Source organism: Candidatus Poseidoniia archaeon (genome assembly GCA_030748895.1).
Taxonomy (GTDB): domain Archaea; phylum Thermoplasmatota; class Poseidoniia; order MGIII; family CG-Epi1; genus UBA8886.
Genome location: JASMLC010000004.1, coordinates 50,170 through 62,560 on the forward strand (window position 1 = coordinate 50,170; position 12,391 = coordinate 62,560).

General features: G+C 63.7%; 13 protein-coding genes, 2 tRNA genes and 1 pseudogene. 8 read left to right on the forward strand and 8 right to left on the reverse strand.

Annotation, left to right across the window (positions count from 1 at the left end):
• Window positions 1-10 precede the first annotated feature (10 nt).
• Genes QGG57_02540 through coaBC form a run of 3 tightly spaced genes read left to right on the forward strand, consistent with a single transcriptional unit; the run spans window position 11 to window position 3,684 of the window.
• Entirely contained in the window at window positions 11-1,636 is a 1,626-nt protein-coding gene (locus QGG57_02540; protein MDP7007055.1) for a tetratricopeptide repeat protein, read from the forward strand.
• On the forward strand, window positions 1,637-2,524 hold the full coding sequence (locus tag QGG57_02545; GenBank protein MDP7007056.1) for a helix-turn-helix domain-containing protein: 888 nt from the start codon (window positions 1,637-1,639) through the stop codon (window positions 2,522-2,524). It abuts the gene before it with no gap.
• Window positions 2,521-3,684, forward strand: a complete 1,164-nt coding sequence (coaBC, locus tag QGG57_02550) for a bifunctional phosphopantothenoylcysteine decarboxylase/phosphopantothenate--cysteine ligase CoaBC (protein ID MDP7007057.1) — start codon at window positions 2,521-2,523, stop codon at window positions 3,682-3,684. The genes QGG57_02545 and coaBC overlap by 4 nt, the downstream gene beginning before the upstream one ends.
• Here coaBC and QGG57_02555 read toward each other — a convergent pair.
• Entirely contained in the window at window positions 3,681-3,950 is a 270-nt protein-coding gene (locus tag QGG57_02555; GenBank protein MDP7007058.1) for a hypothetical protein, read from the reverse strand. The two genes, coaBC and QGG57_02555, sit on opposite strands and share 4 nt — an antisense overlap.
• A gap of 107 nt (window positions 3,951-4,057) precedes the next feature.
• On the opposite strand from QGG57_02555, the gene QGG57_02560 reads away from it, so the two are divergent.
• Window positions 4,058-4,144, forward strand: a tRNA-Ser gene (locus tag QGG57_02560).
• A gap of 75 nt (window positions 4,145-4,219) precedes the next feature.
• Here the strand turns inward: QGG57_02560 and QGG57_02565 are convergent.
• Both QGG57_02565 and QGG57_02570 read right to left on the reverse strand, forming a co-directional pair.
• Window positions 4,220-4,297: transfer RNA gene (locus QGG57_02565), tRNA-Glu, on the reverse strand.
• 31 nt (window positions 4,298-4,328) lie between these two features.
• The gene (locus QGG57_02570; protein MDP7007059.1) at window positions 4,329-5,144 is read right to left on the reverse strand and encodes a peptidylprolyl isomerase; all 816 of its coding nucleotides are present in this window, start codon (window positions 5,142-5,144) and stop codon (window positions 4,329-4,331) included.
• A 93-nt stretch (window positions 5,145-5,237) separates the two neighbouring features.
• Here QGG57_02570 and QGG57_02575 point away from each other — a divergent pair, with 93 nt between their 5' ends.
• Window positions 5,238-5,657 (forward strand): VOC family protein, encoded by a 420-nt coding sequence (locus tag QGG57_02575; protein MDP7007060.1) that lies wholly within the window; start codon window positions 5,238-5,240, stop codon window positions 5,655-5,657.
• Window positions 5,658-5,663: 6 nt separating this feature from the next.
• On the opposite strand, the pseudogene QGG57_02580 reads toward QGG57_02575, so the two are convergent.
• Window positions 5,664-6,638 (reverse strand): annotated as a pseudogene (locus QGG57_02580) (phenylalanine 4-monooxygenase).
• Window positions 6,639-6,704: 66 nt separating this feature from the next.
• On the opposite strand from QGG57_02580, the gene QGG57_02585 reads away from it, so the two are divergent.
• The 3 genes from QGG57_02585 to QGG57_02595 all read left to right on the forward strand — a co-directional run bounded on the left by QGG57_02585 (window position 6,705) and on the right by QGG57_02595 (window position 8,270).
• A complete protein-coding gene (locus QGG57_02585) occupies window positions 6,705-7,181 on the forward strand; it encodes a vitamin K epoxide reductase family protein (protein MDP7007061.1) in 477 nt (158 codons plus the stop codon).
• The gene (locus QGG57_02590) at window positions 7,182-7,799 is read left to right on the forward strand and encodes a redoxin domain-containing protein (protein MDP7007062.1); all 618 of its coding nucleotides are present in this window, start codon (window positions 7,182-7,184) and stop codon (window positions 7,797-7,799) included.
• A 186-nt stretch (window positions 7,800-7,985) separates the two neighbouring features.
• Window positions 7,986-8,270 carry a hypothetical protein gene (locus tag QGG57_02595; GenBank protein ID MDP7007063.1) on the forward strand — a complete coding sequence of 95 codons (285 nt, stop codon included), beginning with the start codon at window positions 7,986-7,988 and terminating at the stop codon, window positions 8,268-8,270.
• Window positions 8,271-8,272: 2 nt separating this feature from the next.
• Here QGG57_02595 and QGG57_02600 read toward each other — a convergent pair whose 3' ends face one another.
• From QGG57_02600 to coxB, 4 genes are read right to left on the reverse strand one after another with little or no spacing between them, the layout of a single operon-like run.
• A complete protein-coding gene (locus QGG57_02600; protein ID MDP7007064.1) occupies window positions 8,273-8,632 on the reverse strand; it encodes a cytochrome C oxidase subunit IV family protein in 360 nt (119 codons plus the stop codon).
• 3 nt (window positions 8,633-8,635) lie between these two features.
• Complete coding sequence (locus tag QGG57_02605; GenBank protein MDP7007065.1) at window positions 8,636-9,499, reverse strand: heme-copper oxidase subunit III; 864 nt, start codon at window positions 9,497-9,499, stop codon at window positions 8,636-8,638.
• Window positions 9,496-11,718 carry a cytochrome c oxidase subunit I gene (gene ctaD / locus QGG57_02610; GenBank protein MDP7007066.1) on the reverse strand — a complete coding sequence of 741 codons (2,223 nt, stop codon included), beginning with the start codon at window positions 11,716-11,718 and terminating at the stop codon, window positions 9,496-9,498. Before ctaD ends, QGG57_02605 begins: the two co-directional genes overlap by 4 nt.
• Entirely contained in the window at window positions 11,715-12,368 is a 654-nt protein-coding gene (coxB, locus tag QGG57_02615) for a cytochrome c oxidase subunit II (GenBank protein ID MDP7007067.1), read from the reverse strand. The genes ctaD and coxB overlap by 4 nt, the downstream gene beginning before the upstream one ends.
• Window positions 12,369-12,391 lie beyond the last annotated feature (23 nt).

Below are 12,391 nucleotides of genomic sequence, written 5' to 3' on the forward strand. Positions count from 1 at the left end.
AAGGCTTTACATGACCGCAAGCGAAAACGAGGCCGCAGCGAAAACGGGGCGCGTCGTGCCGTGGATGCAGGATTTCCTGCGCGGACGCAGCCGCGACACGGTGCTCTCCGCACTGGCGCTGCTGGCGCTGGCGTGGGCTGACCTGGCGGTCTGGCGCGTCACCGGGCTGGCGCAGTTGCAGCTGGCGGGAGTCGCACTGGGCGCGCTGCTGTTCATCTGGGGCGGACTGGGGCTGGTGCTGATGCTCAATCTGCACACCGGCCGGCGCCGGCCGGGCGACACACTCACGGCAGGCATCATCCTGTCGCTGGGCGGCGTCGTGGCAGCCAGCATCAGCATCTGGCTCGCGCTGGCGTGGGCGGTCGCTGTAGCGACCGCCGTGGGCGCTGTCGGCGTCATCCTGCTACTGCGCGGGCTGGGGCTGCTGCCGCAGAGCCAGCTCAGCCTCGGAATCTCGATGGCGCTCGGCGGCGGCGCTATCCTGCCGCTGGCAGTGCTGCGCCCGGAAGCGGTCTGGATGCTGCTGCCGCTGCTGCTGCTAGGCTTGGGAATGGCGGGCCTCCACCACCGGCGCTACCAGCTAGCTGGCTTCGTGCTGGGCTGCTACCTCGCCGGCCTCGGCTGTCTCGGCTGGCTGGCCTCGCCCGAAGTGGCGGCGGGCGGACTGCTCGGCGGCGGCCTGACAATGTCCGGCAGCGGAATGCTCTTCCTGCTGCGCCGCAGCGACCGCGAGGCGCGACGGGCGATGCTGGACGAGGTCGAGAGCGCGCTGGCAGGCGGCCACCCTTCGGCGGCACTCGAGGGCGCCAACCGCGTCATGCGCCGCGCGCAGCAGGACGGAATGCTGCTCGAGGACGAGCGGCTCTGGGCGTCGAAAGCACGGGCGCTACTGGGGCACCGGCAGTATGACCGTGCGATTACCTACTTCTCGATGGCGCTCGAGATTGCGCCGCAAGACGAGCGACTCTGGTTCGAGAAAGGCACACTCTACCAGCGGCTGGGGCAGTGGCCCGGCGCCGCCCGTTGCTTTGCACAGGCGACCGAGCTGGAGTACACCTTTCCCGAGGCGTGGCTGGCGCTCGGCCTCGCCCGCGAGCGGCTGGCCGAGCTGCCGGAGGCGGAGGAAGCGCTGCTGACCAGCCTTGAGCTGGGATGCGAGCCGGCGGCCGCCTATCTCGGGCTGGGGCGTGTGCTGGCCGGGATGGGGAAGGTGCGCGACGCGCTCAAGGCCTTGGAGCAGGCGATTGCCCTCGAACCCGAGAATCCCGACCCCTACATGGCGCGCGGTGACATTTATCTCAGCCTGAAGGATTTCGAACGCGCCTGTGAGAAAGGCTACTCGCGCGCGGTCCAGCACCAGCCCGACCTGAGAGAGGGCTGGTGGAAGCTGGTCGAGGTTTACCGACTCCAGCAATCCCCTGAGCTGGTGCTGATGGCGCTGACGCGCATCCTCGAGGCGGACCCCGACGATGCAAAGGCGCTGTGGGAACGCGCAGACCAGCACTACCAGTCGGGGCAGCTGGCCGACGCGATGGCCGACCTGCACAAGCTACTGGCGCTCGACCCGGGCCACCGGAAGGCGCGCCAGTTCAAGGCGCTCATCCTCGAGAAGCTGGGCGGCGAGGGGTGGAGCTGAGTGTTCCGGTTGCGCTTGCGCAGCCTGGCACCCGCACCCGGCAGCGAGCGTGACGCGCTCGCGAGCCAGTTCCTCGGGGCCATCGGATTCCTCGGCAGCGACAGCCCGCGGTTCGCCGAACGGCAGCGCGCACTCGTGGGTCGGCGGCTCTTCACCCGCTGCCTGCTGCCACACCCCGGGCGAGGCTGGACCACCGGCGAACTGGCGACTACCCTCGAGGTGCCAGTGCAAGCAGTCTACCGCCACCTGCAATGGCTGCGCGAGCTGGGGCTGCTGACCGAAGACTTTCCGGGCAAGGCGGACGACCCGAAGCGGGTGCGGCTCTGGCACCACTCGCTACCGCAGGCGTGGGAAGGCGTCGAACTCCACGCGCGCGCCTGCCTCGCTGGTTATCACGATGCGGCGCAATCGCTCGCCGGTGAATACAGTGCGACGGGCGCGAGCCTCCCGGAGGGGATGCTGGCGCTCGAGAAGGAAGACCACTTCGACATCGAGCTGCGCGAGGTTTCCCCGTCAGGCGATGCGCCGGCGGAGCTGCTGGCGCGGCTGGGCGAAGGGGTCAGCTACTTCTCGGCGCACCACTACCCGATTGCCAACTCGATGCCGTTCCGCATTCTCGACGGCTGCTTCCTGCAGCGCGCCGACCGCGCCTGGACCGCGGAGGAAGTCGCGGCGTGGGCCGAAACCACGCGGCCGACCGCCTACCGCCACATCAACAAGCTGCTCTCGCTCGGCATGCTTGCACGCTGCCGCGCCGCTGACGGCGGGCCCCCCGCGAGCGCCTTCTACCTGCGAGGCGGCTCGCTCGCCACGGCCTGGCAGGCAATCGAGACGCGCGTCGAGCTGGTGCTAGATTCTTATAGGCGCGTCGTGGGGGAACTGGCATGAAGCACCCCGCGCGCAACGTCGCGCAGCGCAGCCCCGCCCTCGCCGGCCGCACCGTCTGGCTCGCCGTCACCGGCTCGGTCGCGGCGGTCGAGAGCGTGGGGCTGGCGCGCGAACTGCTGCGGCACGGCGCCGAGGTGCAAATCGTCGCCTCACCGGCGGCACTCGAAATCATCGGCCGCAAAGCGCTGGAATTCGCGTGCGGCCGCCCGCCGGTTACTGAAATAACTGGCCAGGTCGAGCACGTGACCGCGGACGCCGACCTGCTCGTGCTGGCGCCCTGCACCGCCTCGTCGCTGGCGAAGGTGGTCCACGGCATCGGAGATACCCCGCCCACGCTCTTCGCACTGACGCTGCTTGGTGCGGGCGTCCCGCTACTGATTGCGCCGGCGATGGACGGGAAGATGGCGCAGTCGCCGGTCGTACGCGAGAACCTGCGTTCGGCAAGGAAAATCGCGACCGTGCTCGACCCGCTGCTCGAGGAGGGCAAGGCGAAGCTGCCGTCGCGTGAAATCATCGCGGCGTGGGCCTGCCGCCTGGCGGGGCAGCGCGACCTCGCGGGGCAGCGAGTGCTGGTAATTGGCGGCGGCACCGCCGAGCCGCTCGATGACGTGCGTGTGCTGGGCAACCGCTCCAGCGGCCGTATGGCGGTCGCGCTGGTCGAGGAGGCGTTCGCGCGCGGCGCCGAGGCCGAACTGTGGCTCGGGTCGGCGACCGTTACCCCGGGAAACTGGATTCCGCTCGAGCGCTTCACGACGCTTGCAGAACTGGTCGCGAAAGTGGAGACGCTGGGCGAGTGGGACACGGTCCTGCTCCCGGCCGCGCTGGCCGATTTCCGGCCGCCGCGCACGCCGGGCAAGATTGCCTCCGGGCGGCGGCTGAAGCTCGAACTGGAGCCGGTGCCGAAACTGCTACCGCTGCTGCGCAGCGCGCACGCCGGCAAGCTGGTGGCGTTCAAGCTGGCGTCCGAGACTTCCGACGACGAGTTAATAAAGAAAGCCGGGGCGCCGCTGGAGTATGCCGACCTCGTCGTGGCGAACAGCGCCGAGGCGATGGAGGCTGAGGCGGCGCGGGTCGTGCTGGTTTCGCGTGATGGCACCGAGCAGGCGAGCGGCAGCAAGCAGGCGCTCGCGAACGCCATTCTGGACCGCGTAGCGAGCTAGTTTTCGAGCCGTTTGAGTTGGCGCAGGTTAACTCGCCAGAGGGTGTTGCGCGTCGTGTCCTCAGGCGCTTGCGAAATCAGCTCCATCTCGACCAGTGATTCGATGACCTTCGAGCCAAAATAGGTCGCCTCGCGGGGACGATAGCCGAACTCGCGGATGAGGTGGCGCTCGATGACGCGCTGCGCGGTGGTGTGGTGACCCGGGTAGTAAATTTCCCTCAGCATTTCGATTACCGAGTCCAGTCTTTTCTTTTCGTCAGGTTTCATGAATCAGGCCACGCGCGGTTCTCTCGAATACGCCTCCTGCCGTATAAGTGTGCCGGTCTGCCGGCAGTCCACAAGCCTCTAAAGCGCGAGCGAGGTGGCGCCGCCGCGCCGAGGTCGCATAGCCCGGAATTGCGCGGGCCTGGAAAGCCCGTGGGAATTTTCCCTCGCGAGTTCAAATCTCGCCCTCGGCGCCATTGACGCTCAATTAAGCACGATGTTATGTTTTGGTGGGCCTTTTACGGTCGGTTCTTCCGGCCGATTAAAGGGCCTGGTGCTCCCGCCGGAATTCGAATCCGGGTCCTCGGCTCGAAAGGCCGAGATGATGGGCCTGACTACACCACAGGAGCACAGGCCCACCGTGGCGGGCGGGGCTTAATATTAATCGCCTGCCGGACGGCGCAGCCACCACGCCGCGCCGAGCGCGCCAGCGACCACCAGCGTGCCAGCCAGCAGCTGCATCGCCGGGACTCGCTCCGGGGCCGGGGCTGGCGCGGGCGGTGCCGGGACCCAGCCGCTGAGGGTGACGGAATTGATGTGCACTTCGTATAGCGGGCGGTCGCCAACGCCGGTCCCGACGCGGGGCGTATCCTCGCCACCGGGGTCGTTGGTCGTCGGTACCGCGGCGGCAGCGCGTACCAGCTCAAGGCCCTCGCGCACGACGCCGAATACCGCGTAGCCGGGGTCGCCCGGAACCGAGCGGTTGCCGTGGTCGAGCTGGTGCTGTGGCTCGTCGCAGATGTACCACTGGCTCTCGGCCGAATCGGGGTCGGCGCCGCGCGCCATGCCGATGGCACCGTTGATGTGCGTCAGGTTGGCGTCCCACTCGAAGGGGGTGGTCTCGCCGCTGCCGCCTTCGCCGCAGGTCGGCACGGGGGTGTAGACCACGGTGGCACGGCAGGTGGGGTCGCCGCTCTGGATGACGAAGTCGTCGATGATGCGATGGTAGAAGATGCCGTCGTAGAACGACTGGTTCACCAGCCCGAGGAAGTTTGTGACGGTAATCGGCGCCCAGTTCAGGAACAGTTCAAGCACGATTTCGCCCTCGAAAGCGTCACCGCCACCGGGGCCGGGGTCGTAGGTGATATTGATGGCTACGATGGGATTGCCCGCGAACGACGCTTCCATCGGGCTCGGCTCCGCCGCAGCGACCGGGGCGATGATGAACATGAGCAACAACGGGATTGCGGTTCGCATCGGCGGCGAACGGGGTCGGGCAGTTATTAGGACTATAGCCCGTTGCAGGTGCCGGGCGCGAAACGCTTTAGGCTGCGAGTCGCCTGCCGGGGAATGCAGCCCTACCTGGAGCACGTGAACCTGACGGTCACCGATATTGACGCCACGCTCCGCTTCCTGCAAACGGCGATGCCGGGGCTGCAGGTGCGCGGCGAAGGCGAGGGCGAGCAGTCCCGCCGCTGGGTGCACGTTGGCACCGACCGCACCTACCTGGCGCTGGAGGACCGTGGCGCCCGCGAGCCGGGGCCGCACGTCCCCTACCGGCATCCCGGGATGAACCACATCGGCTTCGTCGTGAAAGATGTCGCGGGTGTCGCCGCGCGACTTGGCGCGGCCGGCTATGGCGAGGGAATGCGCGACATGGAGCACCCGCATCGCAAACGGCTCTACTTCTTCGACGACGACGGCAACGAGTTCGAGTTTGTGGAATACCTTTCGGAGCGACCTGATGAGCGGAACGACTACAGCCTGTGAACCAGCTTACCGGTGCAACTCGCGCCGTGGGTCTGCCTCGGTGCCCCACGCCTTCACGAATTCGCTCGTTTCCTGAAACATCTGCTCGAACGAGTCCCACAGGTAGAGCATCGGCTGGTATTTCGTAACGTCGTAGGGGCGCGTCTCGATTTCCTCGAAGTCGGGAGTGCGGTACTCGATTTCGGGGTCGCATACGCAAGCATCTTCGCGCCCGCAGGCGGCGCCAGCAGTGCAGGCGTGCTCAATCTCCCCAAAGGAGGAGAGCATCCCCGGACCGAACGCCTTGATGTCGCCATTTTCGCGGCAGGCGCCGAACTCCATCACGAACCAGAAGACCGTGCCGAGCCGCGTAATCGCCGCTTCCGACTGCGTGCGCATGTCCGCCTCGCCGAAGAGCCGGTTCAGCTCGGCCCACTCGGGAACGGCGAGCATCGCAGTGTGGCCCACCATCTCGTGCACCACGTCCGGCTCCGGCGTATAGAAGGGGTGCGACGCGTGACGGATGTACTGCGTCGAGAGGAAGACATGGTTGGCGAGCGCGGTGTGGAAGGTTTTGGGGTGGACCAGCCCGCCGACCGGCTCCTGCCGGAAACCGGTCAGCGGCTACAGCCGCTCGGAGACACACTGCAGCTGCGGGATGCGGTCGTCCGGCAGGCCGAGCTGCGCGGCGTATTCGAGGTACTGCCGGCAGGCGTACTTCTGGTGCATCGGCTGCATGCGCTCCATGATGGCGGCCCAGACGCCGTGCTCTTCGTCGCTGTAGGGCGCCTCCGGGATTTTCTGCGTGCGCCGCTCAGCCATCGACATCTCGTTCCATTCGATAGCAATTTTGGCGATTTTATTGCGTCGCTCGCGATACCCTTCGTCCTGGAAGCCGGGATGGTCCGGGTCGAGTTCCACGAAGACGTTGCCGCCGACGATGCGCACCGCCGAATCAGCTTCACTGGTCTCTTCGTTCACGCCTGTTTCGGGGTTATGCATCGTGATTCACCTGCCCACCACAGCAGCGAAGGCAGTAAAACCTGTCGGTTGTATCAACGCAGTACGATGGAAACTGGTGAGGCCGAGGAGCGGGCGCTGCACATCATCATGCTGCTGGCACTGGTCGGCCTCGCAGACTCGCTCTATCTCAGCTACCTGCACTACCTTGTCGCCGGCGGCGGCGGCTGCCCGACGCAGGACCTGCCGGGGCTCGATTGCGGCGTGGTGCTGGCAAGCGCGCAGGCGACCCTGCTAGGGATTCCGGTAGCGTGGCTGGGGGTGCTCGGCTTCCTGTTCATCGGGGGGCTGGCGCTCGACCGCTTCCTGAACCTCGACCGGGAGCGCACGCTGCTCAACCGGCGGCTGTTGCCGCTGGTCGGCCTCGGCGGCTGCGCCTTCGGCGCCTGGCTGACTTACGCCGAGGCTTTTATCATCCACCAGTGGTGCCCGTTCTGCCTGCTGGCGTTCGGACTGATGCTGGCGATGACGGGAGTCGCGCTGCGCACCTATGTGGATGACCTGCGGGCAATGCTCGGGAAATAGATGGCGTCAAAACGGAGACGGAAGCAGCAGCAGAAGGAGGAGCGCAAGCTGGAGCACCGCATGGACCAGCGACGCGAGGCGTTCAACGACATAGCGCTCAAGCTGGCGGCGACGCTAGTAGTCCTACTGGTCGCTGCGGGTGCAATCTGGTACCTGTTCTACTACGAGGATGTGCCTGACCAAGCGCCCGCCTGGAATCTGCAGGACAGTGATAGTTCCGACAAATACTGGGACTCAACCGAATTCTATGACTCAGGCAAGCCCACTCTGGTCGAGTTCATCCACACCGAATGTGGGCACTGTAACGCACAGGCGGATACCATGTGGGACATCCACGACAACTACCTCGGGCGGATGCACCTCCTGGCAATTGGTGGTTTCAAGCTTGGCAACAGTGTCGATGACCAGATGGACCTGCGCAATTTCAAGGCGAACCACGAAACGTACTGGCCGCACCTCTACGATGCCTCAGGCGAACTGATGAGCGGCTATGGATTCACCAGCTACCCCTCGTTTGCACTGGTCGTCGACGGCCGTATTGTATGGGACCACTCCGGCAAAATCTCGTACGATGAACTGGCGAAGGTGCTCGATCAGTACGTCGAGCCGGAAGAGTAGCGCCAAATAGCGGCGGCCGCTCCAGCACTGATGTTGCTCGAGTTCAGCGAAACGGGAGTCGAGCTCCTCTCACAGGAGTGGGGCTGGCTCGACATCATCCGTATGCTGGTCTCCGGCTTCCTCGCGGCTATCTACCTGTAGTCCGGCCTCGACAAGATTTTCGACCGGCAGGGGAACCTCGATTTCATGGGCGAGCACTTCTCGGGAACGGTGCTCGCGGGCAGCTTCCATTACGGGCTGGCCGTCGTCACCGCCACTGAACTTCTTGCCGGCCTGCTCTCGGCGGCCGGCGTGGTGTGGCTGCTGCTGGGATGGGGCATTGTGCCGGGGATTGTGGGCGCGCTCTTCGCCGCCATTTCCGGCTGCATCCTGATGACCGGGCAGCGACTGGCAAAGGACTACGTCGGCGCCGCGGCGCTGGTGCCTTACTTCCTAATCGCCATAATAGGGCTCTACATCTACCAGATGTAGGTTCAGAAGCCACAGATGGTTGCTATGTCATCGGTCGCGCCAGGGCTGGTGAGGCCAATGGCGACAAAGAGCACGATGAGGAAGAATATTGGCACGGCGGCGGTGCGGGTCGCCAGCGGAGGGTCCCAGCGCAGGTGCATGAAGAAGGAGGCGATGAACCACACCTTGACGAAGGCAATGGAGAAGAGGATGAACATCGTGGCGCTGAAGCTGAACTCCTGCAGGATGGCCATGACTTCGATGATGGTGAAGAAGACCAGCCAGCCGAAGACCGCCATGAAGCCGTTCGCGTAACTCGGGAAGGTGTGCTCGTCGTGCGCCTCATCCGGCACTGCGTCATCTGGGTTTTCGTTGTCGCTCATGGTTCAGAACAGGTAGAGGAAGGGAAATACGAAGACCCACACGATGTCGACGTAGTGCCAGTAGAGCCCGAACAGCTCCAGCGTGTCGTGATACTCCGAGTTGTAGCTGCCCCGGTTGGCCTTGATAATCAGGTACGCCAACGCAATAACGCCGACGAGGACGTGCGCCCCGTGGGTGCCGGTGGTGATGTAGAAAGTGCTCCCCTCAAGGCTGGTGTTGAGCCAGAAGCCGTGCTCGTACTTGGGGTCGATACAGTAGTTGGCAATATCCTTGACCGTGCAGCTATCATTCCAGAAGTGGCCGTTCTTCATCTCCCACCACTCGAAACCCTTGATGACCAGGAAGAGTATTCCCAGCAGGAAGGTGCAGCCGAGGAAGCGGGTGGTCGCCTTGTGGTCGTTGCGCTTCGCCGCATAGAGCGCCAGTACCATCGTCAGGCTGCTCAGCAGCAGTGCCATCGTGTTGATAATGCCAAAAATCAGGTGTGAGCGGATGACATCCGCGGCCGGCACCCAGTCCGCGCCGGCCGCGGCGCGGTAGCGCAGGTAAGTGCTGAGTAGTGTGCCGAAGACCATCATTTCGGTCAGCAGGAAAATCCAGGTCCCGAACTTGCGCGTCGAGAGAGTGGCGAAAGCAGGGTGGTACGCCTCGATTTCCTCATTCTCCTCGGAAGTCATCGGGTAATACTCGGAGAGCCACATGATGAAGCCGGTCAGCAGCACGAACAGCCCCACCAGGAAAACGAACCAGAACGAGGGATAGCCGTTCACCGCCAGCGTCAGGCCCAGCATGATACCCATCAGCCCCACCGCCGAGACCATCGGCGAGGCGGTGCCGTGGTGTTCTGCGTGCTCCACATCGCTCATGCGTCGTCCTCCCCGTCAGCGACGTGCAGCGTCGGGATTTTCAGGAAGCTGTTGGGCGGTGGTGGCGAGGAGGTAGTCCACTCCAGTGACCAGCCGCCCCACGGGTCGGCGCTCGCTTTCTCGCCGCCGTTCCAGGAACGGAGGATGTTCCAGACCAGCAGCAGCTGGACCGCGCCGAAGAAGAAGGCTGAGTAGGAGACGAACTCGTTCAGCTCCGCCATCGATGCATCGTAGTCGGCGTAGCGGCGTGGCATCCCCATCATGCCGAGGATGTGCATTGGGTAGAACGCGGCGTGGAAGCCGATGAACGACGTCAAGAAGTGCAGTCGCCCCAGTTTCTCATCCATGAAACGGCCAGTCACTTTCGGGAACCAGTAGTAAATTCCAGAGTAGAAGCCAAAGAGAGTGCCACCAATCAACACATAATGGAAATGTGCAACTACAAAATAGGTGTCATGCAGATGTATGTCAAGCGGTATTATTGCCACCACGATGCCAGTGATGCCACCGATGGTGAAAGTGGCGATTGCTCCCAGCGAGAAGAGCATTGCCGTATTGGTCGTAATCGAGCCACCAGTAATGGTGGCTAGCCAGTTGAAAATCTTGACCCCGGTCGGCACCGCCACCAGCATCGTCGTCAGCATCACGATGAAACGGAACAGCGGGTCGGTCCCGGCGGTGAACATGTGGTGACCGTAGACTATGAACGAAATCAGCCCGATGGAGGCCATGGCGTAGACCATTGAGGTATATCCAAAGATGGGGCGCCGCGCGAAAGTAGCGACCACGTCGGAAATGACGCCGAACGCAGGCAGAATCAGGATGTAGACTTCGGGATGGCCGAAATACCAGAAGAGGTGCTGCCACAATATCGGGTCAGCACCCGCTTCTACCGAGAAGTAGAGGCTGCCGAAGGTGCGGTCGGCGTAGAGCAGGATTACCGCCACCGTGAAGACCGGAATCGCGAGCAGCAGCAGGAACACCGCCACCGTGATAGACCAGGTAAAGAGCGGCATGCGCATCAGTGTCACACCAGGCGCGCGCATACGCATAATCATAGTCAGGAAGTTAATCGCGGTCAGCGTCGAGGAGGCGCCGAGCATAATCTGTCCCGCAGCCCACAAATCAGTACCGGGAGAAGTAGCGTGGTCGCCCGACGAGTAGGGGACGTAACCAGTCCACGCCACATCGCCCGCACCTCCGGTGAAAAAGCCAGCGTAGACCACCAGCGCGCCGGTTGGCAACAGCCAGAAACTGAGCGCGTTCAGGCGCGGGAAGGCGAGGTCGCGCGCACCAATCTGTAGCGGCACCAGATAGTTGGCGAAGCCAAAGATAATTGGCATGCCGGCCATGAAGACCATGGTCGTACCGTGCATCGTGAAGGATGAATTGTACTGGGTGTTGGTCAAGAAATCGTTATTAGGTTCCATGAGCTGGATGCGCATTAGGAGCGCCAGGAAACCGGCGACCAGGAAGAAGAAGAGGCCGGTTCCGATATAGAGCAAACCAATTTGCTTGTGGTCTGTGGCAGTCAACCATGGCTTCAGGTAGCCCCATAATTCGCCGAAGACCTGCTCGACCGACTGCTCCGTCGAGACCATGCGGTTCCCCACCACTACGGCCGCCAGCGTCCCAATCACGACCAGGCTGAGGTAGAACACCTTGCGCGACTCCGAGATTTCCTCCGGCCCGACCACGGCGTTGGTCCCAGGCACCGCAAAGGTGGCGCGGTTCCACTGGTCACTGCTGTCGGATGCGCCATTGCCGTTCACCGAGTTACCGTAGAGTGTGAAGTCGGCGATGCGCGTGTCGTCGCTGGGTGCGGTCCAGGAGACGTTCCAGCTGCGCTGGTCGTTGCCGGCCGCGGTATGCGTCAGGTAGCCATCAATCAGCTGCGTCGAGTCGTCGGCGCTCGCCAGGGCACCCTGCGTGGTGCTAAGGAAGAAGCCGCCCTGGTTTTCGCCGTCGGTCGCGACGCTGCTCTCCATGGTTATGGTGAACGTGTAGGTCTCCCCGGCGGTGAAATTGGCTGGCGTCGTGAGGTTTAGCGCGACGCCGGAGCTTGCGTCGGCATTGTGGCAGTTGCAGCCGTTGGCTGCGACTGCCGAGCCCAGGCTGGAGTCAATACCTGTGCTACGCGAAGTGGCGTTCGGCACCAGCGAGGCGCCGACCAGTAGCGCGACCAGCGCCAGCATCAACGCCGCGTTGCGCAGCTTCATGCCGCCGGCTCCGTGATAACTATCTCGCCCAGCATCTGGGAGTGGCCGTCACCGCAGAACTCGGCGCAGTAAATCGGGTAGGTACCCGGCTCGACCGTGCCAGTGTCGAACCACATTGCGGTAGTGGTGTTGGGGACGAGATCCTCCTTGATACCGAAAGCTGGCAGGTAGAATGAGTGGATGACATCGACCGCCTCGAGCTCGAACTTGACGCGCGTGTCAGGCGGCAGCTCGACCACGTCATAGGTGGTGCTGCCGTCAGGATAGGTGAAGGTCCATGACCACTGGCTGCCGCTCACCTGCACCGTCATTTCGTCGCCTTGGTCGACGTCCCAGTAGTCATCGAGTGGTCCCAGTGAAAGCCAGGTAATCCAGCACACCAGCAGCAGCGGCCCTATCGTCCACGCAATTTCGAGAGTGTGATCCGCTCGCTCTGCCGGAAATACACCGGCTTTAGGCGCGTCGGGCGGGTCAGAATCACCCTCCTTGTGTCGGTACTGGTAAACTGCATATACTAGCCAGCCAAAGACAAAAATTGTGATTATGATGGACCAGTAGAACACCTGCTGAGTCAGGCTGAGCGGATCTTCGCTGAACGGTTCCCATGATGTGGGAATCGGCAGGCTGAGAAGGTCTGCAACTAGTGACATTTTGGGTACCAGAACAACTTGCG